The 25944-nt window shown below is 65.7% G+C and carries 22 protein-coding genes; 8 read left to right on the plus strand and 14 right to left on the minus strand.

From position 1 onward, the window contains the following. Window positions 1-74 precede the first annotated feature (74 nt). Window positions 75-1826, minus strand: coding sequence for a proline--tRNA ligase (locus tag CH276_RS17825; RefSeq protein WP_032397830.1), 1752 nt, complete (start codon window positions 1824-1826; stop codon window positions 75-77). Window positions 1827-1895: 69 nt separating this feature from the next. Between CH276_RS17825 and yaaA the strand changes: the two genes are divergently transcribed. Genes yaaA through mgtE form a run of 3 tightly spaced genes read left to right on the plus strand, consistent with a single transcriptional unit; the run spans window position 1896 to window position 5236 of the window. Further along, window positions 1896-2639 carry a peroxide stress protein YaaA gene (gene yaaA, locus CH276_RS17830; protein ID WP_094631764.1) on the plus strand — a complete coding sequence of 248 codons (744 nt, stop codon included), beginning with the start codon at window positions 1896-1898 and terminating at the stop codon, window positions 2637-2639. Beyond that, window positions 2636-3847, plus strand: a complete 1212-nt coding sequence (locus CH276_RS17835) for a DUF2786 domain-containing protein (RefSeq protein WP_094631765.1) — start codon at window positions 2636-2638, stop codon at window positions 3845-3847. The genes yaaA and CH276_RS17835 overlap by 4 nt, the downstream gene beginning before the upstream one ends. 42 nt (window positions 3848-3889) lie before the next feature. Further along, window positions 3890-5236 (plus strand): magnesium transporter, encoded by a 1347-nt coding sequence (gene mgtE / locus CH276_RS17840; protein WP_094631766.1) that lies wholly within the window; start codon window positions 3890-3892, stop codon window positions 5234-5236. A 13-nt stretch (window positions 5237-5249) separates the two neighbouring features. On the opposite strand, the gene CH276_RS17845 is transcribed toward mgtE, so the two are convergent. The 11 genes from CH276_RS17845 to mqo all read right to left on the minus strand — a co-directional run bounded on the left by CH276_RS17845 (window position 5250) and on the right by mqo (window position 19208). Continuing rightward, a complete protein-coding gene (locus CH276_RS17845; protein WP_045195540.1) occupies window positions 5250-6737 on the minus strand; it encodes an MFS transporter in 1488 nt (495 codons plus the stop codon). A gap of 7 nt (window positions 6738-6744) precedes the next feature. Beyond that, a complete protein-coding gene (cobA, locus tag CH276_RS17850) occupies window positions 6745-7980 on the minus strand; it encodes a uroporphyrinogen-III C-methyltransferase (protein WP_441344241.1) in 1236 nt (411 codons plus the stop codon). Window positions 7981-7991: 11 nt separating this feature from the next. Beyond that, the gene (locus tag CH276_RS17855; protein ID WP_045195543.1) at window positions 7992-9674 is read right to left on the minus strand and encodes an ATP-binding cassette domain-containing protein; all 1683 of its coding nucleotides are present in this window, start codon (window positions 9672-9674) and stop codon (window positions 7992-7994) included. 53 nt (window positions 9675-9727) lie between these two features. Next, window positions 9728-11395, minus strand: a complete 1668-nt coding sequence (locus CH276_RS17860; protein ID WP_176459299.1) for a DUF7800 domain-containing protein — start codon at window positions 11393-11395, stop codon at window positions 9728-9730. A 57-nt stretch (window positions 11396-11452) separates the two neighbouring features. Then, window positions 11453-12469 (minus strand): zinc-binding alcohol dehydrogenase family protein, encoded by a 1017-nt coding sequence (locus tag CH276_RS17865; RefSeq protein WP_094631769.1) that lies wholly within the window; start codon window positions 12467-12469, stop codon window positions 11453-11455. A gap of 2 nt (window positions 12470-12471) precedes the next feature. Further along, window positions 12472-12858 (minus strand): cobalamin biosynthesis protein, encoded by a 387-nt coding sequence (locus tag CH276_RS17870; protein ID WP_094631770.1) that lies wholly within the window; start codon window positions 12856-12858, stop codon window positions 12472-12474. Window positions 12859-12871: 13 nt separating this feature from the next. Then, window positions 12872-14302 carry a cobyrinate a,c-diamide synthase gene (locus CH276_RS17875; protein WP_176459300.1) on the minus strand — a complete coding sequence of 477 codons (1431 nt, stop codon included), beginning with the start codon at window positions 14300-14302 and terminating at the stop codon, window positions 12872-12874. Further along, window positions 14296-14916 carry a cob(I)yrinic acid a,c-diamide adenosyltransferase gene (gene cobO / locus CH276_RS17880; protein WP_032397822.1) on the minus strand — a complete coding sequence of 207 codons (621 nt, stop codon included), beginning with the start codon at window positions 14914-14916 and terminating at the stop codon, window positions 14296-14298. Before cobO ends, CH276_RS17875 begins: the two co-directional genes overlap by 7 nt. 9 nt (window positions 14917-14925) lie before the next feature. Next, a complete protein-coding gene (locus CH276_RS17885) occupies window positions 14926-16875 on the minus strand; it encodes a magnesium chelatase subunit D family protein (RefSeq protein WP_176459301.1) in 1950 nt (649 codons plus the stop codon). Between the two features lie 276 nt (window positions 16876-17151). Next, entirely contained in the window at window positions 17152-17628 is a 477-nt protein-coding gene (locus tag CH276_RS17890; RefSeq protein ID WP_027496727.1) for a GNAT family N-acetyltransferase, read from the minus strand. Window positions 17629-17639: 11 nt separating this feature from the next. Next, window positions 17640-19208: a malate dehydrogenase (quinone) gene (gene mqo, locus CH276_RS17895; RefSeq protein WP_254924389.1), complete on the minus strand. Its 1569-nt coding sequence runs from the start codon at window positions 19206-19208 to the stop codon at window positions 17640-17642. A gap of 144 nt (window positions 19209-19352) precedes the next feature. On the opposite strand from mqo, the gene CH276_RS17900 reads away from it, so the two are divergent. Further along, entirely contained in the window at window positions 19353-20393 is a 1041-nt protein-coding gene (locus CH276_RS17900; protein ID WP_176459302.1) for an alpha/beta hydrolase, read from the plus strand. Next, the gene (mtr, locus tag CH276_RS17905) at window positions 20390-21775 is read left to right on the plus strand and encodes a mycothione reductase (protein WP_094631772.1); all 1386 of its coding nucleotides are present in this window, start codon (window positions 20390-20392) and stop codon (window positions 21773-21775) included. The genes CH276_RS17900 and mtr overlap by 4 nt, the downstream gene beginning before the upstream one ends. Window positions 21776-21781: 6 nt before the next feature. Here the strand turns inward: mtr and CH276_RS17910 are convergent, their stop codons facing one another. Further along, complete coding sequence (locus CH276_RS17910) at window positions 21782-22348, minus strand: alpha/beta fold hydrolase (RefSeq protein WP_094631834.1); 567 nt, start codon at window positions 22346-22348, stop codon at window positions 21782-21784. A gap of 106 nt (window positions 22349-22454) precedes the next feature. Between CH276_RS17910 and CH276_RS17915 the strand changes: the two genes are divergently transcribed. Genes CH276_RS17915 through CH276_RS17925 form a run of 3 tightly spaced genes read left to right on the plus strand, consistent with a single transcriptional unit; the run spans window position 22455 to window position 24429 of the window. Beyond that, window positions 22455-22817, plus strand: a complete 363-nt coding sequence (locus CH276_RS17915; protein WP_045199880.1) for a GntR family transcriptional regulator — start codon at window positions 22455-22457, stop codon at window positions 22815-22817. Beyond that, the gene (locus tag CH276_RS17920) at window positions 22814-23737 is read left to right on the plus strand and encodes an ABC transporter ATP-binding protein (RefSeq protein WP_094631773.1); all 924 of its coding nucleotides are present in this window, start codon (window positions 22814-22816) and stop codon (window positions 23735-23737) included. The genes CH276_RS17915 and CH276_RS17920 overlap by 4 nt, the downstream gene beginning before the upstream one ends. Further along, on the plus strand, window positions 23734-24429 hold the full coding sequence (locus CH276_RS17925; protein WP_094631774.1) for an ABC transporter permease: 696 nt from the start codon (window positions 23734-23736) through the stop codon (window positions 24427-24429). Before CH276_RS17920 ends, CH276_RS17925 begins: the two co-directional genes overlap by 4 nt. Here the strand turns inward: CH276_RS17925 and CH276_RS17930 are convergent. Continuing rightward, the gene (locus tag CH276_RS17930) at window positions 24413-25942 is read right to left on the minus strand and encodes a cobyric acid synthase (RefSeq protein WP_094631775.1); all 1530 of its coding nucleotides are present in this window, start codon (window positions 25940-25942) and stop codon (window positions 24413-24415) included. The two genes, CH276_RS17925 and CH276_RS17930, sit on opposite strands and share 17 nt — an antisense overlap. Window positions 25943-25944: the final 2 nt, after the last annotated feature.

Genomic DNA, 25944 nt, shown 5'->3' on the forward strand with positions numbered 1-25944 from the left:
GTGTGACCTCTCCTAGTCGGTGACCCGAAGCTACCAGCGGGTAACCGACCGCGCAGAAAGATCGCGAGACTGTCCTACGGCGTGCGCCGCACGGCCTCGACGATCCCCTCGACCGCCGAGTCGATGTCGAGTTCGCGACTCTCACCGGTGAAGCGATCACGGATCTCGACCTTGCCGTCGGCCCAACCCCGGCCGAGAACGACCACCAGCGGAACACCGATCAGTTCCGAGTCCTTGAACTTCACTCCGGGCGAGGCCTTGCGATCGTCGAACAGCACCTCGATGCCCTGGGAATCGAGTTGGGTCGCAATGGATTCCGCACCCGCTCGCGCAGCGTCGTCCTTGTTCGCGATCACCAGGTGGACATCGGCAGGTGCAACCTCCGACGGCCACCGCAGACCCTTGTCGTCGTGCATCTGCTCGGCGATCACGGCGACCAGACGCGAGACGCCGACGCCGTAGGAACCCTGAGTCAGGCGAACCGGCTTGCCGGTCTCACCGAGGACGTCGACAGAGAACGCATCGGTGTACTTGTAGCCGAGCTGGAAGATGTGTCCGATCTCGATTCCGCGAGCACTGACGAGCGGTCCACGACCGTCGGGAGACATGTCGCCGTCACGCACCTCGGCTGCTTCGATGGTGCCGTCGGGAACGAAATCGCGACCGGCGACGAGGTTGACCACGTGCTTGCCCTTGACGTCCGCGCCGGTGATCCACGACGTGCCGTCGACCACCCGGGGATCGACGAGGTACCGAACTCCGTTGGCCTGCAAGGCACGAGGCCCGATGTACCCCTTGACGAGGAACGGATTGGCCGCGAAGTCCGCGTCGGTGAGCAGAGCGAATTCGGCAGGCTCGAGTGACGCTTCGAGGCGCTTCTCGTCCACCTCGCGGTCACCGGGCAGGCCGATGGCGAGCAGTTCCCACTCCCCTTCGGCGCCCCGCACCTTGAGCAGGATGTTCTTGAGTGTGTCCGCGCCGGTGACGGTGCGTCCGAGATCTGCGGAGTTGGCCCACTCCACCAGGGTCGCGATGGTGGGGGTGTCGCCGGTCTCGTGATCGACGGCAGCGGGCTGCCCTTCGATCGGCAGCGGCGCAGGTGCCGGCGTGGTGACGGCCTCGACATTGGCCGCGTATCCCGACTCGATGCAGCGCACGTAGGTGTCCTCACCGATGTCGCTCTCGGCCAGGAATTCCTCGGAGGCGCTGCCTCCCATGGCACCGGACGTCGCGGCGACGATGACGTAGCTGACCCCGAGGCGGGCGAAGATGCGCTGGTACGCCTCACGGTGGGCGGCGTAGGACTTCTTCAGTCCGTCCTCGTCCATGTCGAAGGAGTACGAGTCCTTCATCACGAACTCGCGGCCACGCAGAATGCCGGCGCGGGGACGCTCTTCGTCGCGGTACTTGGTCTGAATCTGGTAGAGCGTGACCGGCAGGTCCTTGTACGAGTTGTACTCGGCCTTGACCGTCAGCGCGAACAGTTCCTCGTGCGTGGGGCCGAGCAGCATGTCGTTGCCCTTGCGATCCTGCAACCGGAACAGGGCGTCGCCGTATTCGGTCCACCGATTGGTGGTCTCGTACGGCTCGCGCGGCAGCAGTGCGGGCAGGGATATCTCCTGCGCACCGATGGCGTTCATCTCCTCGCGCACGACACGCTCGACCTGCCGAAGCACCCGCAGACCCAGCGGCAACCAGGAGTAGACGCCCGGCGCGATACGGCGGACGTAACCGGCGCGGACCAACAACTTGTGACTGTCGACCTCGGCGTCGGCCGGGTCGTCGCGAAGGGTACGAAGGAACAACTGCGAAAGACGGGTGATCACAGGTTGTCAGACTAGTCGCTCACGCAGTGCCTGTGAGCAGGCGGCCGTGCAGTGAGTAGCCTCGAGCCCGTGCTGATTCTGCTGCCTCCCTCCGAGACGAAGTCCGACGGCGGTTCCGGAGCACCCCTCGATCTGGACCGCCTGTCGTTGCCCTCGCTGACGCCGCTTCGCCGAAAGCTCGCCGACGCGCTGGTGGAACTGTCCAGCGACGTCGACGCATCGATCACGGCGCTCGGCCTCGGCCCCACTCAGGTCGACGAGATCGAACGCAACGCCCGGTTGTGGACCTCACCCACCACCCCTGCGCTGCAGCGGTACACCGGCGTGCTCTACGACGCCCTCGACGCGGCGTCGTTCACCCGTGCCGGTCGGGCCAGAGCGAACGCGAGGCTGTGGATCGGCTCGGCACTGTTCGGGGCCGTCCGTGCCTCCGATCCGATTCCGTCCTACCGTCTCTCCGGTGGCTCGACCGTTCCGAATTTCGGAACGCTGCGATCACATTGGAAGCCCGAACTCTCCGATGCCATCGACGCCGAGGACGAGGGGATCGTCGTCGACCTGCGATCGGGCACCTATCAGCAACTCGGTCCCGTCCCGGGCGCGATCACCGCAACGGTGCTCACCGAGAAGCCCGACGGCAGCCGATCGGTGGTGAGCCACTTCAACAAGCATCACAAGGGTCTGCTGGCACGCGCATTGACCCTGACCACCGCCGAGCCGAAGGACGTGAAAGCTGTTGCGCGCGTTGCATCCAAGGCCGGCCTTCGGGTCGAAGTGGCGTCGAGCACCGAATTGATCGTGCTCACCGAATGAACGACATTCCGGGACTGCTCCGCCTCGGTGCCGACGCATCGGTCGGCAAGACCAGGAGCCAGCGCGTCGCCGACGACGTCGCGGATCGGCTGGTGTCGATGGACGCGACCGAACTCGGCTCTCGGGCGCTGACGAACATGATCGAGGCGATGTACGAAAACGGCTGGCAGCCCATGGATCTGGTGCATGTCGTGCGGCGTCAGCACACGGTGGCCGTCGCCGATCTCGCTGCCGCGGTGCTGCTGCATCAGGCCGACCTCACCGACGCCGATGCACGGGCCCCGCAGGACTGGGTGGATCAGATGTCCACGATCTGTGAGCAGTTCCCCAAGGTTGCGGCGCGGGTGGAGGCCACGCCCGATTTCCTGACCGCGTACCTGGCCTCCTCGGGTAAGTCCGATTACATCGCAGCCAGTGATCAGTGGCTCGACGTGCTCACCCTGCTCGGCCGATGGCAGACGCTGCCCCGGTGGCCTCGACTCGGCCCCAAGCCGTCCCAATGGCCGCGCACTCGTCCCACGGTGACCGGTGTCGCCGGTACCGACTCACCGAACACCAAGATGCTGAGCAAGATTCGCGGACTGCTGGCCAAGGCCGACGCCACGGATTTCGAGGAGGAGGCCGAGACACTGACGGCCAAGGCGCAGGAGTTGATGACGCGCTACTCCATCGACACCATGTTGCTCTCTCAGGGCCACATCGACATTCACGGCCGACGGGTACATGTCGACGGCCCCCATGCGCCCGCCAAGGCGCAACTCCTGCACGTCGTCGCAACCGCCAACCGCGTCAAGGCGATCTGGGATCCGGAGTTCGCCGTCGCAACCCTGGTCGGGGCTCCGGTGGACGTGGAACAGACCGAGTTGCTGTTCACCTCGCTGCTGGTTCAGGCAACGCGCGCCCTCGGGCATTCACCGCAGGCGAAGAAGCGCAGGAAAGCCGGATCGGCGGCGTTCGGCAAGGCGTTTCTGTACGCCTATGCCGTCCGCATCGGAGACCGCCTCACCGATGCCGACGCGCTCGCACTCGAAGAGGCTCGTCACGAATCAGGTGATCTGCTACCGATTCTCGCCGCGCAGACCGTCGCCGTCGAAGCCGAGTTCGATCGACTGTTCCCGACGGCGAAGCCGATGCGCGGCCCCCGCCTGGACGCCGAGGGCTGGGATTCGGGGCAGGCTGCGGCGGATCGAGCGGACCTCTCGCGCTGAGGTGTTCGAGTCCACCGCTCGTACGCAAGGCAAAATGGTTCCGTGCCCGAAACTCTCGACGACATCATGACCCGTACGTCCGATCTGCTGACCGACCGCGACATGGCCGCCCTGTCCACTCTGATGGCCGAGCTGTCGACCACCGATGCGGTGCGCATGCTCGAGCGGGTCGACTCGTCTCGACGAGCGGTGTTGTTTCGTCTGCTGCCGAAGGACGAAGCGGTCACGGTCTTCGAGCGGTTCGACGCCACCGTTCGCGGCGAGTTGTTCGAGAGTCTTCGCAGTGACGATGTGATCGCTCTGTTCGAGGATCTCGACCCCGACGACCGTGTCGAACTGCTCGACGAACTCCCCTCCAACGTGGCACATCGACTGTTGGTTGGCCTGTCTCCCGACGAGCGCGCGCTCACCGCCCCCATGCTGGGGTACGAGCGCGGGTCGGTCGGTCGCCGCATGAGCCCGGAGTTCGTTCGGCTGCGCAGTGCCGCGACCACTGCCGACGCACTCGATGCCGTGCGACGCACCGGCTCGGACGCCGAGTCGGTGTACCTGTTACCGATCACCGACGATCACCGAACTCTGCTGGGGGTGGTGACCCTCGCCGATCTGGCGACTGCGGCACCGACCACTCCCGTCGGGGAGCTGTACTCGGATCATCCGGTGGTCAAGGCCGATTCGTCGGCGGAGGAAGCCGCCCGACTGTGCTTCGAGCACCGCAGTCCTGCAGTGGTCGTGGTCGATTCCGAGCAACGGCTGATCGGCATTCTCACACTCGAGCAGTCGTCACGAATCCTGGAAGAAGCCGAGGACGAGGATGCTGCCCGCGCCGGCGGCTCGGAGCCGCTGCGCAGACCGTATCTGTCGACGCCTGTGCTGTCCATCGTTCGCTCCCGCGTGGTGTGGTTGCTGGTGCTGGCCCTGTCGGCGATCCTCACGGTGCAGGTGCTCGAGATCTTCGAGCACGCGCTCGCCGCCGTCGTCACTCTCGCGCTGTTCATTCCGCTGCTGACCGGAACCGGCGGCAACACCGGCTCGCAGGCCGCGACCACCGTCACGCGGGCACTCGCGCTCGGTGACGTGCGACCGCGAGACATAGCCGCGGTGCTGTTTCGCGAGATTCGGGTCGGAGCGACGATGGGTGCGATGCTCGGCACCCTCGGCTTCGTGATCGCAGGACTCGTCTACGACTGGCACCTCGGGCTCGTCATCGGTACGACGCTGTTGTCGATCTGCACACTCGCAGCCACTGTCGGCGGAGCGATGCCGCTGATCGCCAGGAAGATCGGTGTCGACCCGGCGGTCTTCTCGACACCCTTCATCTCCACCTTCTGCGACGCGACGGGATTGATCGTCTACTTCCTCATCGCCAAGGCCGTCCTCGGCGTGTGATCGGCGCTGCTCGTTACCCCTTCTGGGCGTTTTCCTGAGCGGCCTGGGCCTGTGCGACCTGCTGCGGGGTGAAACGAATGAACACCGCAGCGATTCCCGCGACCACGGCGCAGACGGCGCAGCAGAACAGCGCGAACATGTAGCCCGAGCTCAACGCATCGAGCTGGGTGTCGTTCATCAGCGTCGCCGGTCCGGAAATGCCGCCCAACGACAGGGTGCGGGAGGTCACCAGCGCGCCGATCACGGCCAGCGCCAAGGGCCCGCCGAGGGTCTGAGCAACCAGGGCGATGGCGGTCAAGGGGCCGATCTCGGTGGGGCTCACTCCGGCGATGGCGCACAGCGGGAGCGGCACGACCGTCAGGCCGACGCCGAATCCGATGCCGATGACGGGGAAGAACAGTCCGGGGAAGTACGACGAGTCCGCGTTCATGGTCGCAACCGACACCATCAGCCAACCGACCATGATGACGGCGCCGCTCAGAATCAGCCACCGTGGGGCGATGCGCGTCACCAGCTGCGAGGCCAGGAATGCGGCGGCACCGAGGCCGAAGGCGAACGGCACGAACGCCAGGCCCGCGTGCAACGGGCTGTATCCCAGGATGTCCTGAACGAACAGTGCCACGTACGCGGCGAGGCAGAACATCACCCCACCGGCGAAGAAGATGGCCACGAACGTTGCCACGCGGTCTCGGCTGCCGAACAGCGAGAACGGAAGCAGTGGGTTGTCGGCGCGTCGCTCGACCATCAGGAACAACCCGAGGAACAGCAGGCCGGCGAGCAGCGAGACGATGACGATCGGGTTGGTCCAGCCCAGTTCGGTGCCCTCGCTCAGAGCCAACACGACGCCGGTGCAGCCGAGCGTCGCCAGAATCGCTCCCGGCACATCGAGCGGTAGCCTCGCCCCCACCGTCTCCTGCAGCGACACGACTGCGAGCACCACGATGACGACACCGATAGGCACGTTGATCAGGAAGATCCACCGCCACGACACCTCGGTCAACGCACCGCCGATGATCAGCCCGGCGATGGAGCCGACACCGGTCATGGCCGCGTAGATCGCGATGGCCTGATTTCGAACCGGGCCCGGCGCGAACGTGGTCGCCACCAACGCGAACGCCGTGGGCGACGCCACCGCGGCTCCGACGCCTTGGAGCGCACGAGCCGCTACCAGCGTCGCCTCGTTGACCGCGAGCCCGCACAGCAGGGAGGCGACGGTGAACAGTACGACGCCGGCCAGGAACATCTTCTTGCGGCCGAAGGCGTCGCCGAGTCTGCCGCCCAGGAGCATCAGCCCGCCGAAGGCGAGGGCGTACGAGGTGAGCACCCAGTTGCGTCCGGCATCGGAGAGACCCAGATCGGCCTGCAACGGTGCCAGAGCGAGATTGGCGACGGTGCCGTCGAGCACCACCATCAACTGCAGGCCGCTCAGGACGATGATCGCCAACCCGAACGCGCGGGTCGTCACCGGGTACTTGACCTCGGTGCTGGAGGTATCGGGCATCGATGATTCAGGCACGGGCGTTCACGTTACCGGCGTGTACAGAGAAACCGGCAACGGTTCCGATGACCACGATGGCCGGAGGCCTGATCTCCGCGTCGCGAACAGCATCGGCGACGGTGCTCAGAGTGGCGCGCACTTCGCGCTGGGTGCGCATGGTGCCTTCCTGAACGACGATCACCGGGGTGTCGGACGGCCGACCACCGGCGATGAGAACGTCGGCGAACAGACCGATGCGTTCGACGGCCATCAGCAGCACGATGGTGCCCTTGAGCTTGGCCAGCGCATTCCAGTCCACGAGCGAATCGGGGTGGTCGGGTGCCACGTGGCCGCTGACGACGACGAACTCGTGGGTGACGGCGCGGTGCGTCACCGGTATCCCGGCGGACGAGGGTACCGAGATGGCGCTGGTGATTCCGGGCACCACCGTGACCGGGATTCCCTCGGCGGCGAGCGCTTCGAGTTCTTCGTATCCCCGACCGAACACGTAGGGGTCGCCGCCCTTGAGCCGGACGACGAACTTGCCTGCCTTCGCTCCGTCGATCAGCGCCTGGTTGATGGCCTGCTGCGCCATCGCGCGGCCGTACGGAATCTTCGAGGCGTCGATGACCTCCACGTGCGGACCCAATTCGGCGAGCAGCTCGGGCGGTGCGAGCCGATCGGCCACCACGACGTCGGCGTAGGCGAGCAACCTGCGGCCGCGGACGGTGATGAGGTCCGGATCGCCCGGTCCCCCACCCACCAGTGCCACGCCGGTCAACGGCGCATGCGCAGAATCGGCGACCACACCGGACTGCAGAGCGTCGATCACGGCATTGCGCACCGCGGCCGATCGACGGTGCTCACCGCCGGCGAGGACACCGAGGGTCAGCCCGTCCCATTCGGCCGACGCCGGGGTGACGGCGGTGCCGTCCTTGGCGATATCGGCTCTCACACAGAAGATCCTCGACGCGGTCGCCTCGGCGACGATCGCGATGTTGGTCTCGGCCTCGTCGGTGCAGGCGACGGCGTACCAGGCGTCGGCGAGGTCGCCCTCTCGATAGTCACGCAACTCCATCGTCACCTGTCCGAAGGTCGCCATCGCCTCGACTGCCGGTGTGGCCTCGCGCGTGATGACGTGCACCACGGCACCACAGGAGATGAGCAGTGGCAATCGACGCTGCGCGACGGTGCCGCCACCGACCACGACGACGCGTCGACCTTCCAGATTGAGGCCGACCAGATAGGGAGAGTCAGTCGCGTTCACGAGAGGAAACGCTACCGCGCGCGCTGCACCCGCTTCTCGTCCCATACGGGCTCATCGGATTCGTAGGCCTGACCGGTGCTGCCGAACACGAGGAATCGGTCGAAGCTGCGGGCGAACCACCGGTCGTGCGTCACGGCGATCACGGTGCCGTCGAACGCGGCGATCGCGTCTTCGAGTGCATCGGCAGACATGAGGTCGAGGTTGTCGGTCGGCTCGTCCAGCAGCAACAGGGTGGCACCGGACAGTTCGAGCAGCAGAATCTGCACGCGCGCCTGTTGGCCGCCGGAGAGGTTGTCGTAGGACTGCTCGGCGGCTCGGGCCAGACCGTAGCGGTCCAATGCCCGTCCTGCGGCCTCGCGGCCCATACCGTCACGATGTTCGTTGCCCATGTGCAAGATGTCGAGCAGCGTGTTGCCCGCGAGATCCGGACGAGTGTGGGTCTGCGCGAACAGACCGGGCCGGACGCGAGCGCCGAGCACCGCGGTGCCGGTGTGCGGAACCGGATCGAGTGCCAGTTCCTGAACCGGCTCGTGCTCCTTCTCGGGATCGGTGCCACCGTTGGCCAGCAACCTGAGGAAATGCGATTTACCGGAACCGTTGGAGCCCAACACCGCAACGCGGTCGCCGTACCAGATCTCGGTGTCGAAGGGCTTCATCAGTCCGGTCAGTTCCAGCGCCGTACACACCAACGCGCGCTTGGCTGTTCGGCCGCCACGCAGCCGAACGGTGACGTGCTGCTTCAGCGGCACCGCCTCGGGCGGCCCGGCCTCCTCGAACTTGGCCAACCGAGTCTGCGACGCGTGGTAGCGAGCAGCGACGCCGTCGTTGAACTTGGCCTTCTCTCGCAGGCGCAGCACCAGCGCCCGAAGTTTGACCAGTTCCTCGTCCCACCGCCGTCGTAGTTCGTCGAGCCGAGCATTCCGGTCCTCACGCGCGGCGTGATAGGTCGCGAACCCGCCGCCGTGCACCCACGAGGTGGCCCCGCTGACGCCCGGTTCCAGCGTCACGATCCGGTTCGCGGCGTTGGCGATGAGTTCCCGGTCGTGGCTGATGAACAGGACGGACTTGTCGGAGTCGCGGATGGTCGCTTCGAGCCAGCGCTTGCCCGGCACATCGAGGTAGTTGTCCGGCTCGTCGAGAAGGAGCAGATTGTCCGAGCCGGCGAACAGAGCCTCGAGCACGAGACGCTTCTGCTCGCCGCCACTGAGGGTCGACGCAGCGCGCCACTTCGCGCGGTCGAACGGCATTCCGAGTGCAGCAGTGGTGACCTTGTCCCAGAACGGTTCGAGGTCGTAACCGCCGACGTCACCCCAATCCGAGAGGGCCTGCGCGTATTTCATCTGGGTCTTCTCGTCGTCGACCTCGATCATCGTGTTCTCGGCGGCGTCGAGGGCCGCAGCGGCCGTCTGCACCGCCGGCGACGCAACCGACAGCAGCAGATCACGAACGGTCGAGTCGTCTCGCAGCTGACCGACGAATTGCCGCATCACCCCGAGCGAGCCCGAGCTCGACACCGATCCTTCGTCGGGGGTCTCGTCCCCCGCGATGATCCGCGTCAGTGTCGTCTTGCCGGTTCCGTTGGGACCGATCAACGCCGTCTTGGCACCGTCGCCGACGCGAAACCCGACACCGTTGAGCAGCTGCCGTCCGTCGGGCAGGAAGTAGACGATGTCGTTCAGTTCGAGGTGGGCCACAACGAACCAGCCAACCTCATCGGCCCGGCGATGGCCAATCGTTTACTCGTCCGCTAGGCGAGGGCCAGGACCGACGTCTCGGTGAGCACCTGTTTGCCCGCATCGTCGACGTGCGCGTGGTGCACCCGCAACCGAGCCGAGTCGCCGTGCAGGGTCAGCAACATGACACCGTTGTCGAACCAGGGGCCCGCCTCGGCCTCCCACTCGACACCGGACGGGCCCACGTGTGCCGCCCGCGCCAGCTTCGACAGAATGCGGGCAGCGGGACGTTTGATGGCCAGCTTGTTGACGGCGCGAATCGGCAGATCGAGCGGATTGCGGAACGGCGACATGGTCAGCTGATACGTGGCCGGTACCTCGCGCCCGCCGACCCCGAAGTCCGCGTTCGCCACGTACGAGCAGTGCACGTCGCCCGAGAGCCACATGATCGAGGCGGGTGTGTTCTCGCCGCGAGAGAGCTCACGCGTCAACGCCGCCATGTCGTTGAAGGAGTTGGTGAAGGCCGCCCAGTGTTCGAGGTCGAGGCCGATCCGCATCTTCTCGGCAACCTTCGCCGACACCGAGCCCCAACTGCCCTGTGCCACGGCCTCGTTCCACTGTTCGAGGTAGTGCAGGGCGGGCAGCATGAGGTAGGGCAACGACGACCCGAACAGCAGATGTCGCGGGGTCTTCTCGAGTGCGCGCTCGCGTACCCACGCCCACTCCTTCTCGTCGACCATCTCTCTGTTGTTCGGATCCAGATTCCGCGAGCACCGCGAGTCGATCATGATCAGCCGCGTGTCGCCGAAATCTCGGTAGAAGCTCCATCGTCCGGTCTCGGGCCTGCGGTCGACACGTAACGCGAAGTCGGCCAACAGCTTCTCACGCTCGGCGTCGGTGTCGGCAGACCGAACTGCGGCGTACATCTCGTCCTGCGCCAGCTCCTTGGGCGAGAGGTTGCCCAGGTGCTGGTACACCCAGTACGACGAGTACGCGCCGACCACACGATCGTTCCACCACGGCCGTGTCACGATGTCCCGACGCCAGGAGGCCGACGAGTTCCAGTCGTCGCGCAGATCGTGGTCGTCGAGGATCATGCACGACGGGATGCTCGCCATCAGAGTCCGTACCGGCTCGAGTCCCCACGATTCCCGGTACAGCCAGGAGTACTCCTCGAAATCGCAGATCTCGTTCTCCGCGTCGGTACCGATGGCGCTCTGCGGTCCCTCGCCCGAGCTTCGGCGCGCCTGGAGTCGTTCGACGATCTCCGGGGACGGGTCGTCGGCGTAGACCTGGTCACCGAGGAGCAGCAGCGCCTGCGGCCATCGACTCGGATCCTGCTCGATCAGCGCGTTGCCCAGCCCGGCCAAGGCGTCGGCCCCGATCTGCTTCAAGGACTCGTCGCTGTAGTTGTCACCGCGCCGACACGAGCCGAAGGCCAACGTGACGGGTCCCTCGGCGTCGACGGTGTGGATGGCAGCCGTCCGACCTTCCGGGGGCCACACGCGACGCTCGTCGACGAACACCTCGTAGTTCACGGTTGCGTTGGCCGGCAGTCCTTCGAGCGGTACCAGCGCGTAGTGGTGGCCGTGCACTCCCCACGTTCGTTCGGAACCCCGGACGCCGGCGTCGGTGACCACGGAAACCGTCGACGATTCGGCCATCTCGAACCACAGGGTCGCCGTCTCGGTGCCGACGTACCGGACGATCGGGCCGAGCAGGACGATGCTGTCGGAAGTCATTGGATCCACATTGCCTGCGTCGGCCCGCTTTCGCCAGTCGGTGGCGCGGATCGGTCCTCAGGAACGGGCCGCGACCACGACCTTTCCCCGTACGTGTCCGGTCTCGAGCAACCGGTGTGCTTCGCGGAGCTGCTCGGCGTCGATCGGAGAGAGGACCGTCGTCGCGGTCGTACGCACCGAACCCGCATCGACGAGTTCGGCCACCCTGGTCAGTAGCTCGTGCTGACGAATCAGATCCGCAGTCTCGTGCATCGGGCGAGCGAACATGAATTCCCAGTGCCAGGAGATCGCCTTCGTCTTCAGCGGGAGAACGTCGAGTGTCTCGGGATCGTCGATCGCCACTATCTGTCCGAACGGCGTCAACAGGTCTGCATAGATCTCGACCTGGCCGGCGGAATGTGCAGTGAACACGTAGTCGATGCCGTCCGGTGCCACTCGGCGTACTTCGTCGCGAAGATCGCGGTGGTGATCGACCACCTCGGCTGCTCCGAGAGAACGAACCCACTCCACCGCGTCCTCACCCGCTGCCGTCGCGATCGCGCGCACACCAGGAACCAGGGTCCGAAGTAGTTGCAGCACAACAGATCCCACACCTCCGGTGGCACCGACCATCAGCAAGGTTCCGGTGGTCTCGGCAGTGATGCGGAGCTTGTCGAACAGTCCTTCCCATGCGGTGATCACGGTCAGCGGTAACGCCGCGGCCTGTGCGAAATCGAGGGTCGTCGGTTTCTTCGCCACGATGCGTTCGTCCACCGCATGGAACTGCGAGTCGGTCCCGGGTCGGCCGATGTCTCCCGCGTAGTAGACCTCGTCCCCCGGCGCGAACATGGTGACGTCGGCACCGACAGCGCGCACCACACCAGCGGCGTCGAACCCGAGCACCTTCGGCTCGCCCTGTGGATCGTTGCCGGCCCGGACCTTGACATCGACCGGGTTCACCGACACGGCTCGCACCTCGACCAGCAGGTCTCGCGGCCGCACGGCGGGCACGTCGACGACCACATCGGTGAGGCTGGCGGGGTCGTCGATCGGAAGCGAGCGGGTGTAGGCAACGGCTGTCATCGTCTCGGTCATACCTACAGGATGGCCCGAACCCCCGGTCCACCGTCAAGGCAGAGCTCGACCACGGCAACGGTGACACCGGCCGAACCGAACCTGGGCACCGTCAACTTCGTCGAACCGCCGGCCAGCAATGCCGCCGCCTCGGCGACGCTGGCACTTCCGACGGCACGGAGCACCCGAACCGATGTCGTCGGCGTGACGACGGTCGACAGTTCCCTCGCCGAGTAGGTCACTCCCCGAACCCCCATGCTCGACGCCACCGCCGCCACCAGTTCTGCTTTCCGGTCGATCGAGGCGATGGCCTCGACACGCCAGTCCGGTTGCAGCACCGTGGCGATCGCGGCCACGACGGCGGCGGAGCCGACGCCGGCTCGGGCACCGATTCCGACGACCACCCGCATCTCGCGACCTCTCTTACACGCGCGCGTAATCGACGGCGGCCGAGACGAATCGGGTGATCGACTCGGAATTGCCTGCGGCGTGGGTGTGCAGATACGACGCGTGGACGCCGCCCTGCACGAAGCCCTCGCGCACTGCAGTTCTGCCGTCGGGGTTCTGCCTGTGCCAGCCCCAGGCGGCCGGCACCGCCTCGCGCACGTCCCTGGATCGGTTCGTTCCTGCAGGCTCCACTCCCACGACGAGCTTCGTGCGATGGAACTCGTGGCCGGTGACGCGGGTACCGGCGTCGAACAGTGTCGACGATTCGAGGGCAACCGCGTCGCGGTATCCCAGAGTGAGGGTGTTCCCGAATTCCGCGTCCACATCGACGACCCCGGCCATGGCATGACCGTCCAATCGCCTTGCCAGATACAGCAATCCGGCGCATTCCGCGTGGATCGGTAATCCCTGGGCCGCCGCGGCTCGAATGTCGGCGAGCAACACCTCGTTCGCCGACAGTGCGGCTGCGTGTTCCTCCGGGAATCCGCCGGGAAGTACGACTCCTGCTGTGCCGGTGGGCAATCCGTCACGCAACGGGTCGAACACGGCCACATCGGCCCCGGCCGCGCGGAGCAGTTCGACGTGTTCGGTGTAGCCGAAGGTGAATGCCGGTCCACCCGCCACCGCTATCACGGGCGATCCCTCGCAGGTGCGTACCTCGTCCTCCGGGGACCACTGCGGCGCGGTCACCGACGATCGAGCCAGTGCGCTCACTGCCTCGATGTCGACGAATCGGGAGACCAGGGCGCTCATCGCGTCCACGGCATCGGTTGCGGCACCACCGTGTTCGACCGCGGTGATCAGCCCCAGGTGCCGTGACGGGACGACCAGTTCGCTCATGCGCGGCAGCGCGCCGAGTACCGGAACACCCACCCGTTCGCACGCTTGACGCAGCACGTCCTCGTGCCGCTGACTGCCGACGCGATTGAGAATCACACCGCCGATGCGGACGCTGGCGTCGAACGTCGAGAACCCGTGCAGCACAGCGGCGAGCGACTGACTGTGCCCGCGGGCGTCCACCACCAGGATCACCGGCGCACCGAGCATCGCGGCCACCCGTGCGGTCGATCCCTCGGCAGACGCCTCCCCCGGGCCGCTCATGTCGATCTTGCCGTCGAACAGTCCCATGACGCCTTCGACGACCGCGATGTCGCAGCCTCGACTGCCGTGTCGGAACAAGGGTCCGATGCGGTCGGCACCGACCATCACGGCGTCGAGGTTGCGGCCGGGGAGCCCGGCGGCGAGCGAGTGATAACCGGGGTCGATGTAGTCCGGCCCCACCTTGAACGGGGCGACGGTGCGGCCGGCGCTGCGCAGCGCACCCATCAGCCCGGTCGCCACCGTCGTCTTCCCGCTGCCCGACGCGGGGGCCGCAATGACCACGGCGGGGCACGACGCGCTCACCATTCGATGCCTCGCTGCCCCTTGCGTCCCGCGTCCATAGGGTGCTTGACCTTTGCCATCTCGGTCACGAGATCCGCGGCCTCGATCAGCTCATGGGGCGCATCCCGTCCGGTGATGACGACGTGTTGGTTGCCCGGTCGATGGGTCAGAACCTCGACCACCTCCGCGACATCGACCCAACCCCACTTGAGCGGGTAGGTGAACTCGTCCAACACGTAGAAGCGGTGTGACTCCTGCTCGATCCGCCGGGCGATCTCCCGCCAACCCTCTGCTGCCGCCTCGGCGTGGTCGACGTCGCTGCCCTTCTTGCGGGTCCACGACCACCCCTCGCCCATCTTGTGCCATTCGACGGCTCCGCCGACCCCGGTGCTCTCGTGCAGATCGCCGAGTGTGCGAAACGCCGCTTCCTCCCCGACCTTCCACTTGGCGCTCTTGACGAACTGGAACACTCCGACGTCGAATCCTTGATTCCAGGCCCGCAACGCCATCCCGAATGCGGCCGTCGATTTGCCCTTGCCCGGTCCGGTGTGCACCGCGAGCACGGGCAGATTGCGGCGCTGACGCGTCGTGAGGCCGTCCTGCGGAACGGTTCCGGGAGCCGGTACACCCTGAGGCATCGCGTACTCCTACGCCGCTGCGCGAACGACAGCGGCGACCTGCTCGGCCGACAGGTCCGCGAGGGCCACGTAGCCACCGCCGAGGCACGCCGCGAAATCGGCAGCGAGTCCGAGGCGGACCATTCCCGATTCACAGTCCACCACGACGGAGGCGATCTTGTCCGACGCGATGCGCCGGGCGGCAATGCGGGCCCGGCCGACCGGATCGGTACCGCCGGTGGCCCGTCCGTCGGTGAGCGCGACCAGCAGAGCGCGGCGCAGCGGATCTCGAACACGCTCTCGCAGAACGAGTTCACGCGCTTGCAGAAATCCCTGCGCCAGTGGCGACCTACCGCCGGTCTTCATCTTCCGCAATCGAGTGACGGCCACGTCCACCGACGACGTCGGTGGCAGTACGGTCTCGGCTTGCGTGCCGCGCACGGTGATCACGGCAACCTTGTCGCGGCGCTGATACGCATCGCGCAGCAGCGACAGCACCGCACCGGTCACCGCGGAGAGCCGATCTCGCGCAGCCATCGATCCCGAGGCGTCGACGACGAAGACGATCAGGTTGCCTTCACGCCCCTCCTTGATCGCGCCCCGCAGGTCCGCGGGCTCGAGCTTCAACCGGCCGGCGGTGCGGCCGCGTACGACCTGCTGCTCGGCCGCGGCGAAGAGGGTGCCCACCAGGTGCAGACCTCTGCCTGGCTCGACAGTGGGCCGTACCGACCGTCCGTGCGAGGACCGCGACCGCGACCGTCGGCCGGGCGCGCCCTCGCCCACTCCTGGAACCTCGAGCAACCGCGCTCTGAACTGTGCTCCCGGCGTGCCCGCCTGCTTCTCGCTGCCGGCACCCGAGGACGGCGGTGGTTGCTTCGACTCGTCGCGTGAATCGGAGGACTCGGAGTCGGAGGACTGGGACTGGGACTGGGACTGGGACCCATCGTCGGGGGCCTCGGGCTCGGGCGCTCCCCCGCCGTCGGGATCGGGCTCCGGGTCGGGTTGTTGCTCGGCCTGTTCCGCAGCGTCGCGCATGGCGTCGTCCAACTGCTTGTCGTCGATTCCCGGCTCGTCGAAGGGGTCGCGCCGACGCCGGTGCGGCAGAGCCAGTTCGGCGGCGATTCGCACGTCCTCCTCGGCCACCTCGCTCGCTCCTCGCCAGGCGGCGTGCGCGGACGCGGTACGTGCCAGCACCAGATCGGCGCGCATACCGTCGACGTCGAAGGAGGCACACAGCGCGGCGATACGACGAAGTTCCTTGTCGCTCAACACCACATCGTCGAGAATCTTCCGGGCGGCCAGAATCTGCTCGGCCACGGCGATGTCGTCGTTGCGGAATTCTGCGGCGAACGCGTGCGGATCACGCTCGTAATTCATCCGGCGGCGGACGACGTTCATGCGGACGTCCACGTCCCGTGATGCCGTCACCTCAACTGCCAGACCGAACCGGTCGAGCAGCTGCGGGCGCAGCTCACCCTCCTCGGGATTCATCGTGCCGACGAGTACGAATTGTGCAGGGTGAGAATGAGATACACCGTCACGCTCGACGTGCACCCGGCCCATCGCGGCCGCGTCCAGCAGCACGTCGACCAGATGATCGTGCAGCAGGTTCACTTCGTCGACGTAGAGAACACCACGGTGCGCGGCCGCGAGGAGACCGGGTTGAAATGCACGTTCGCCGTCGCGCAGAACCTTCTCGAGGTCGATGGACCCCACCACTCGGTCCTCGGTTGCCCCCACTGGAAGTTCGACGAGTTTCGCCGGGCGCGAGCCGTCCTCGTCGTCCACGGCGGGCAGTAGGGTCGCGAGCGCGCGCACCACCGTCGATTTCGCGGTGCCCTTTTCTCCTCGAACCAGTACGCCGCCGATACCGGGGTGTACGGCGCACAGAATCAGCGACAACCTCAGCTGATCCTGACCGACGATCGCACTGAACGGATATCCCGGTTCGGGAACACTCCCATTTCGCTGCACAGCCAATTCCCTTCGTGCCCGGAGTTCCGCGCCGGACGTTCGGTCGAGATACACGAAGCCGGGCGGCGATCTGGCTGACAGGGGAATCTTCCGATCGAAGAGTCTCCTGAACACAGTGGCGGGACCGCGCCTGATTGACACAGGACTTCTCCGCGACCGACTTCGAACGGAACACTACCGCCGAACGAACGAATGCCACACACGGTGTGGACCGGGTGTGGCATTCGTTCCGGGAGTGGAGCCTGCGGAATGACCCCACTGGTAATCGAGTACTACAGGAGGTCAGGCCTCGCTCCAGGCGGTGCCGCCGCCCCGGCGCATCGGGGTGTGCGGGATGCCGTCCTCTAGAACTTCCTCGCCGTCGGGTAGGAACCCGTGCTTGGCGTACATGTCGACGAGGTAGCTCTGCGCGTTGATCCGGCACGGCGCAGAGCCGACCTCGGCAAGCGCCGCGCGCAGAATTCGCGTGGTGTGGCCCTGTCCCCTGGCGGAGCGTTGCGTGCAGAGCCGGCCGATACGGAACGCCTTCTCGCCGTCGTCGTGCTCCTCGAGCAGGCGAAGGGTGCACACCACTTCGCCGTCCCGTTCGAGCCAGAAGTGTCGCGTCTCGGTCAGTAGGTCACGCCCGTCCAACTCCGGGTAAGCGCATGCCTGCTCGACCACGAACACCTCGACACGCAGCTTCAACAGGTCGTACAACGTGCTGTTGGACAGGTCTAGTGCCCATGATCGTTTGAGAGCTGCTGCTTGCGTATTCATACCTTTTGCTATCACACACCCGAGGGCTGTGCGAGCTCACGAGCATTTTCCAGTTCCAGCGTCTTCGACGTCCAGGCCCAGACCTCGTCGAACAGGGAGCTGTTCTGCGCCAGCTTGACCCCGAGCGAGGGAACCATCTCCTTGAGCTTGGGCTGCCATGCGTCGTACTTGTCGCCGAAGCACCGCTGCAGCACGTCCAGCATGGCCGGAACGGCGGTGGATGCGCCGGGCGATGCACCGAGCAGTCCCGCGATCGTGCCGTCCGCAGCGTTGACCACGGCCGTGCCGAACTCGAGTACGCCGCCGCGACCCTTCTTGCGGATCACCTGCACGCGCTGACCCGCGGTGACGAGCTCCCAGTTCTCGCCGAGCACCGAGGGTGCGAACTCGCGCAGCGTCTCGACACGATCCGCCTGCGACTGAGCCAGCTCACTGACCAGGTACTTGACGAGTCCGAGTTCGGTCACGCCGACTCCGAGCATCGACATCAGGTTGCCGGGCTTGACCGAGCCGGGCAGGTCGGTGATCTTGCCCTGCTTGAGGAATTTGGGCGACCAACCGGCGTACGGGCCGAACAGCAGACCCTGCTGGCCGTTGATCACGCGGGTGTCGAGGTGCGGCACCGACATCGGCGGAGCGCCGACCGACGCCTTGCCGTACACCTTGGCCGAGTGCTGCTCGATCAGTGCCGGATCGGTGCATCGCAACCACTCGCCGCTGACCGGGAAGCCGCCGAATCCCTTGATCTCCGCGATCCCGGACTTCTGCAGCAGGTGCAGTGCGCCGCCGCCTGCGCCGACGAACACGAACTTGGCGTTGACGGTCTTCTTCGCCCCGGTGCGCTGGTTGGCGACATTGACGTCCCAGGTGCCGTCGGACTGCTTGGTGATGTTGCGCACATCGTGCCCGAAGTGCACGGTGCCGCCCGCGGACGACAGGTAGTTGAGCAGCTGCTTGGTCAGCGCACCGAAGTCGACGTCGGTGCCTTCCTGGCTCCAGTTCAACGCCACCGGGTCGGAGAAGTCACGGCCCTTGGCCATCAACGGCAGTCGCGCGGAGAACTCGTCCTTGGAGTCGATGTACTCCATGCCTGCGAACAGTGGGTTGCCCACGAGCGCCTCGTACCGCGCTCGGAGGTACTTCACGTTCTCTTCCCCGTGCACGAAGCTCACGTGCGGAATGGGGTTGATGAAGTTCTTGGCGTCGGAGAGAACACCGGTTTCGATACCGTGTGCCCAGAACTGACGCGACACCTGGAACTGCTCGTTGACGTTGAGCGCCTTGGCGATATCGACGCTGCCGTCCTTGTTCTGCGGCGTGTAGTTCAGCTCGCACAGGGCCGAGTGGCCGGTGCCCGCGTTGTTCCACGCATCGCTGCTCTCGGCTGCGGCCGCGTCGAGCCGCTCGTAGACGTCGATCGACCAGTTCGGCTCGAGCTGACGGAGCAGCGCACCGAGGGTGGCGCTCATGATTCCGGCACCGACCAGAACGACGTCGGTCTTGATCCGCTTACCCTGCTCATCTTTGGACACTGGAGAATCGACTTCCTTGTCTGTCGAGATCTCGGCCGGTGGCGGCATCGACCGAAGAACTCTGTTGTAGAGGGGCTACTCACCCGGTGCGGTCAGGTTACTAGCTGGGCCTACCCCATCGGACACCACGTCAACCCGGTCTCGATTGTGCTCCTCGGACGCCGCTCGCGGCGCCCACTACAGTTGTGATCTGTGACTACCTGGGTGCCCGATGTCCTCGGCGACGGCTACGAACAGACGACCATTCCACTCGGTGACGATCCGGACGGCGAGGGGCAGGTCGAGGCCACTCTCGTGCGGTATCAACCGTCGGGTGCCACGAACGTCGAGCGCGCGGTGATCTACGTCCACGGATTCACCGACTACTTCTTCCAGCGACACATCGCCGAACACTTCGCCGCGATGGGCTACGCCTTCTACGCGCTGGACCTACGCAAGTGCGGACGGTCGCGCCGTGAGGGTCAGACCGCGCACTTCGTGACCGATCTGGCGATGTACGACGCCGAGCTCGACGAGGCTCTCGCCCTGGTCCGCGCCGAACGCGCCGATGCCCCGGTGCTGCTCATGGCGCACTCGACGGGCGGACTCGTACTGCCGCTCTGGCTCAACCGCCTCAACCGCCGAGAAGGCGGGTCGGCCGGCCTCGGCCTGTCGGGCGTCGTGCTCAACAGCCCCTGGTTCGATCTGCAGGGTCCACCGGCGATACGCAGCGTCGGCACCGCAGCGATCGACGTGATCGGACGGTTCCGAGCCAAGGCGCAGGTGCCGGGCAGCGGCCTGGACACCTACGGACTCTCGCTCGCCGCCTCCGAGAACGGCGAATGGGACTACGACCTCGACTGGAAACCGCTCGCGGGCTTCCCCATCACCTTCGGCTGGATCCGCGCTGTCCGCCACGGTCACGCCGAACTGCATCGCGGCCTCGATATCGGCATTCCGTCGCTCATCCTGCGCTCGAAGGTGACGCACTTCTCACGCCGGTACAGCTCCGCGGTCGACGCCGCAGACGCCGTCCTCGACGTCCGCCAGATCGCCCGCTGGGCCGGCTGCCTGGGCGACCGCACCACCATCGTCCCCATCGAGGGAGCCCGCCACGACGTGTTCCTGTCCACCGAGGAGCCGCGCGCGCGGGCCTTCGAGGAAATGGACGAGTGGATCGAGTGGTTGCATCGAAGCGAGGGCACCGACCACGCGTCGGGCAAGGACCACACCGAGAGCGGGCACATCTCATGACCGAGCATTTCGACGTCGCGATCATCGGCTCCGGATCGGGCAACTCCATCGCCGATTCGCGCTTCGAGGACAAGAAGATCGCACTTCTGGAAGAGAACTCGACATTCGGCGGCACCTGCCTCAACGTCGGCTGCATCCCGACGAAGATGTTCGTCTACGCCGCCGAAGTCGCCCGTACGGTGCGTGATTCGTCCAAATACGGTGTCGACGCGCGTGTCGACGCGGTGCGCTGGCCGGACATCGTCGACCGCGTCTTCGGCCGCATCGACCCCATCTCGGAGGGCGGCAAGCGCTACCGCGCCGAAGGCAGCCCCAACGTCACATTGTTCGAGGGCCACGCGAGGTTCGTGGGCCCCCGCACGATCGACACCGGCACCGGCACCGTCATCACGGCAGACCAGGTCGTCATCGCGGCCGGATCCCGGCCGGTGGTGCCGCAGTCCATCGCCGATTCGGGTGTCAGCTATCACACCAACAGCGATGTGATGCGGCTGCCGGAGCTTCCCGAGCATCTGGTGATTCTCGGATCCGGTTACATCGCAGCGGAATTCGCGCACGTGTTCTCCGCGCTCGGCTCGAAGGTGTCGATCGTCGCCCGCAAGGACACCTTGTTACGCGCACTGGACGCCGACATCTCCAAGCGGTTCACCGAATTGGCCCGCGCCAAATGGGACGTCCATCTCGACTCCGGTGAGACCCGTGCCGTCACCGAGGGCGCCCTGCACGGCGTCGAATTGGCCGACGGCACCAAGGTTCTCGGGGACGCGTTCCTGGTGGCCGTGGGCCGCGAGCCGAACGGCGATCGGCTGGATCTGGACACGGCGGGCATCGACATGGACGACGAGGGCCGCATCGTGGTGGACGAGTTCGGCCGCACCACCGCCGAGGGCGTGTTCGCGCTCGGCGACGTCTCCTCGCCCTACCAGCTCAAGCATGTGGCCAACCAGGAAGCACGAGTGGTCCAGCACAACCTGCTGCACGACGCATGGAACGGTGACACCGCCGCGCTGCGCACCAACGACCACCGTTTCGTTCCCGCGGCGGTGTTCACCGATCCGCAGATCGCCGAGGTGGGCATGACCGAGGAACAAGCCCGTGACGCCGGCCTGGACATCACGGTCAAGGTCCAGAACTACGGCGACGTCGCCTACGGCTGGGCGATGGAAGACAGCGAAGGTCTGTGCAAGATCATCGCCGAGAAGGGCACCGGGAAGATCCTCGGCGCGCACATCATCGGCGCTCAGGCCCCGACCCTGATTCAGCCCATCATTCAGGCGATGAGCTTCGGCCTGTCCGCCCAGGACATGGCGCGCGGTCAGTACTGGATTCACCCCGGCCTGCCCGAGGTGGTCGAGAACGCTCTGCTGGGACTCGACCTGTAGTTCCGGTCACCACGGGCTGGTACGCAGCACGATTTCCGTTGCCAGCGCGGCCGGCTCGTCGGCGACGACATTCGCGGCACCGTCGAGTTGAACCACGCGGAAGTCCGAGTAGACGAACCGGCCGCTCGCGTCGGCGGATGCGCGGCCCAGTGAGGACCCGACGACCAGTGTCGTCGGCAACTCGACCGGGGGGCAGTCCGCGGCGCGTACGGTGCCCTGCTCGTCGGCGATCGCGGGGTGGCAACGGTTCACCGCGATCAGACTGGCGAAGCGCCCGAAAGTCTTGGCAGCCAACGTCCAAGCCGACTCCGCACCCGCGCCGCTGCCGACGAGATGCACCCACGACAGCTTCAGCTCGTCGAGAACAGTCAGGATCGCATCGTCGCTGATGCCGTCGATGCTTTCCAGCGCAACGGTTTTCAGATCCGAATTGTGCAGCCGTTCACTGACGGCGTCGTACACATCCACTGGATCGCCTGCATCGGGAAGCAAGAGAACGGCGTGCCTGCTGTCCGGGCCTGCGACCCGAACCGAACATTGCCCACCCGCAGCACTCACATGCGTGAACTCCATGGAGACGACGGTACTGCCTCTTGCGCCGACCACACATCGGTTCTATGGTTAGTTACATGAGTAATGAACCAGCGAGGCGACCAACCTCGACGCATCGGCGGTGGTTCTGATGGACGAGGGCAGGCCCATCTTTCTGCAGATCGCCGAGATCGTAGAGAACTCCATCATCGACGGCTCACTGGCAGAGGAAGAGCAGGTTCCCTCGACCAACGAACTGGCCGCATTCCATCGAATCAACCCGGCCACCGCAGGTAAGGGACTTGCCAAGCTCGTCGCCGACGGCGTCGTCTACAAGAAACGAGGAATCGGAATGTTCGTCACCACCGGGGCTCGCGACGCTCTTCGATTCCGTCGCCGCGACCTCTTCGCTCGCCAGTACATCGACCCGCTCGTCACCGAGGCGCGCAAGCTCGGCATGACCGTCGACGAACTCAAGACAATGCTCGACAACTGGGAGGCAGCGCGATGAGCATCCATGAATTCGATTCGATCGGCGACGATGGCCGCGTGATCGCGAAGGCCACCCACCTCACGAAGAAGTTCGGATCGTTCACCGCTGTCGACGACGTGAGCTTCGAGATCGAACAGAACAAGATCTACGGCTTTCTCGGCCGCAACGGCGCAGGCAAGACCACCGTCATGCAGATGATGACCGCGCAGATGCGCCAGAGCGCGGGCGAGGTCTCGATATTCGGGCAACATCCGTGGGAGAACCCGATTGCACTGGGTCACGTGTGCTTCGTCAAGGAGAGCCAGAAGTACCCCGACGATCTGAAGGTCAAGCACGCCGTTGCGCATGCCTCGCAGATTCTTCCCTACTGGGACAATGACTTCGCCGCCGACTTGCTGCGCGATTTCGACCTGCCCCTCGGCCGCAAGATCAAGAAGCTCTCCCGCGGAATGACCTCGGCGCTCGGCATCGTCATCGGACTCGCGTCACGGGCACCACTTACCTTCTTCGACGAGCCCTACTTGGGACTGGACGCGGTATCGCGACACCTGTTCTACGACAGACTGCTTGCCGATTACGCCGAACGCCCCAGGACCGTCGTTCTGTCCACCCACCTCATCGACGAGGTCAGCGATCTGATCGAACACGTGATTCTCATCGACAAGGGCAAGATCCTGCTCGACGCGGACTCGGACGATCTACGCGAGAGCGCCTTCGAGATCACCGGACCGACGCGCGCCGTCGACTCCTTCGCCTCGGGCCATCGCACTCTGCGTCGCACGGCACTCGGCGCCAGCGCTCGGGCCACGATCGACGGCCGACTGACCGACCGGCAGAAATCGGACGGTGCTGCAGTAGGGCTCACCATCGAACCGGTCCCGTTGCAGCAGTTGATCATCGAACGCACCACCGCCGAACCCGAGGAGGCAGTGTCATGAAACGAATACTGAACGTCGCTCGAATCCACAACACGTCCTGGGCAACGACATTCGTGTGGCCGATGGCGGTTCTCGCGATCGCCTTCGTGATCACCTTCGGCATATTTCTGGTCATCCCGACCACAGACTCCGAATACAACTTCACCGGTAGCGTCTTCTCGATCTATGGATTCGCCATGGCGTTCTACATCACCGCGATCACTCAGTGCTTTCCCTATGCCCTGGGTCTGAGCGTCACCCGCCGCGAATTCCTCACCGCCACAGCGTTGGTAGGTGTGTGCCAGTCGATTGCATTCGGCACGATCATCTACGTGCTGTCCTTGATCGAAGCAGCCACGGATGGATTCGGCCTGAAACTGCGAATGTTCGGCATCGCTCGGTACGCGACCGACAATCCGTTGGTGCAGTGGGCCGCACTCGTTACCGTCATGCTGCTCCTCGGCGGCATCGGTGCATTCATCGGCGTCGTGTATCGACGGTTCCGCACGAACGGGTTGTTCACCCTCGGACTCGGAGCGCTCGTAGTCTTCGGCGGCGGATCTGTACTCGTGACCTGGCAACGGTGGTGGCCGAACATCGGCACCTTCTTCACCGACACCCCACGTATTCTTCTTCTGGTCGTGATCCCCTTGATCATCACCGCAGTGCTGTCGGTGGCCAGCTGGTTCGGTCTTCTCAAAGCAACTGCGTGACAATCTTTTTCGTCGCAGGATCGACACCGTGCTCGATGAGGTCGAGCACGGCATCGACGTCGAGGTTGTCTTCCACCAGATCCGCCAGCAGGTCCAACTGCTGCTCACGCAACGCAGCGACCGATGTAGCGGGCGCCACCACGAAGCCGGAACGGCCCGATTTCCCTGCCACCCAGGTGAGGAACGAACGCCGGAAGTCGTCGGACTCGAGCAGGCCGTGCCAGTGGGTTCCCACGACAGTCCCGCGCACACTGCCCTCCGGGGTGCCCGACGCAGTAGCAAGAAGCGCATCGTCGCCGTTCCGCACAACCCGACCGTGGTGAATTTCGTAGCCCGACGCGCAATTCGAGCCGTACTGTTTCGATCGCCCCGTCACCTGCGCGAGCACTTTGTCGCTCGCGAACTCGACCGAGAGATCGAGCAGACCGAGCCCCTGGACAGAACCGGCTCCGGATTCGACGGTGTCGTCGATCGTCCGACCCAGCATCTGATACCCACCGCAGATCCCCAGAACCGGTAGTCCCGCGGCCCCGCGTGCCGCGATCGCATCGGCAAGACCGCTGCGCCGCAGCCACTCGAGATCCGACACGGTGGACTTGCTGCCCGGAACGACCACCAGATCCACGTCCTCGAGCCGGGACGGCTCGGTGACCCAGTGCACGGACACCCCGGGCTCGCAGGCCAACGCCTCGACATCGGTGGTGTTGGAGATTCTCGGCAGACGCACCGCCGCAACGCGCAACCACTGCGAGCCGTGCGGTGGACGCGGCCGCCCCACCGGAGCATCGGGGACGGTTCCGAGCGAATCCTCGGCGTCCATCCACAAGCCGTCGGCGAACGGGACGACACCGTACGTCGGCCGACCCGTCAACGCGCGCAACTGGTCGAGACCGGGTGCCAGCAGAGCTGGGTCGCCCCGGAACTTGTTGATCACGAACCCGGCGACGAGCGCCTGATCCTGCGGAGACAGTACGGCCACGGTGCCGAACAGATGGGCCAGCACTCCCCCACGATCGATATCCCCCACCACGATCACCGGAAGGGACGCAGCCGTCGCCAACCCCATGTTGGCCAAATCCGTGGCGCGCAGATTGATCTCGGCGGGCGAGCCAGCGCCCTCGCAGATCACCACATCGAAGTCCGAACGCAGAGAGGCCAATTCGTCCGCCACCACCGCGCGCAAAGACTGCCGATGCTCGATGTAGTTGCTTGCACTCACCTGCGCCACGGCCCGCCCCCGCACCACCAACTGCGATGTCCGGTCACTCCCCGGTTTCAGCAACACCGGATTGAAACGCACACTCGGCTCCAGGCCACAGGCTGCCGCCTGCATCGCCTGGGCTCGACCGATCTCGCCGCCGTCGAGCGTGACCACCGAATTGTTGGACATGTTCTGCGCCTTGAACGGAGCCACCCGCACACCCCGACGCGCCAACATTCGGCAGAGCCCGGCGACCAGCACACTCTTGCCCGCGTCGGACGTCGTCCCGGCGACCAACAGAGCGCCTTTCACAG

The organism is Rhodococcus sp. 06-470-2 (assembly GCF_002258235.1).
Classification (GTDB): Bacteria; Actinomycetota; Actinomycetes; order Mycobacteriales; family Mycobacteriaceae; genus Rhodococcoides.

Coding starts and splice junctions, on each gene's coding strand:
- CH276_RS17865 (WP_094631769.1), bottom strand. CDS start 12,469: ATGACCGAGACGATGACAGCCGTTGCCTACACCCGCTCGCTTCCGATC.
- CH276_RS17860 (WP_176459299.1), bottom strand. CDS start 11,395: ATGACTTCCGACAGCATCGTCCTGCTCGGCCCGATCGTCCGGTACGTC.
- CH276_RS17920 (WP_094631773.1), top strand. CDS start 22,814: ATGAGCATCCATGAATTCGATTCGATCGGCGACGATGGCCGCGTGATC.
- CH276_RS17890 (WP_027496727.1), bottom strand. CDS start 17,628: ATGAATACGCAAGCAGCAGCTCTCAAACGATCATGGGCACTAGACCTG.
- CH276_RS17910 (WP_094631834.1), bottom strand. CDS start 22,348: ATGGAGTTCACGCATGTGAGTGCTGCGGGTGGGCAATGTTCGGTTCGG.
- CH276_RS17845 (WP_045195540.1), bottom strand. CDS start 6,737: ATGCCCGATACCTCCAGCACCGAGGTCAAGTACCCGGTGACGACCCGC.
- CH276_RS17835 (WP_094631765.1), top strand. CDS start 2,636: ATGAACGACATTCCGGGACTGCTCCGCCTCGGTGCCGACGCATCGGTC.
- CH276_RS17925 (WP_094631774.1), top strand. CDS start 23,734: ATGAAACGAATACTGAACGTCGCTCGAATCCACAACACGTCCTGGGCA.
- mqo (WP_254924389.1), bottom strand. CDS start 19,208: ATGCCGCCACCGGCCGAGATCTCGACAGACAAGGAAGTCGATTCTCCA.
- CH276_RS17875 (WP_176459300.1), bottom strand. CDS start 14,302: ATGGTGAGCGCGTCGTGCCCCGCCGTGGTCATTGCGGCCCCCGCGTCG.
- mtr (WP_094631772.1), top strand. CDS start 20,390: ATGACCGAGCATTTCGACGTCGCGATCATCGGCTCCGGATCGGGCAAC.
- cobO (WP_032397822.1), bottom strand. CDS start 14,916: ATGCCTCAGGGTGTACCGGCTCCCGGAACCGTTCCGCAGGACGGCCTC.
- CH276_RS17870 (WP_094631770.1), bottom strand. CDS start 12,858: ATGCGGGTGGTCGTCGGAATCGGTGCCCGAGCCGGCGTCGGCTCCGCC.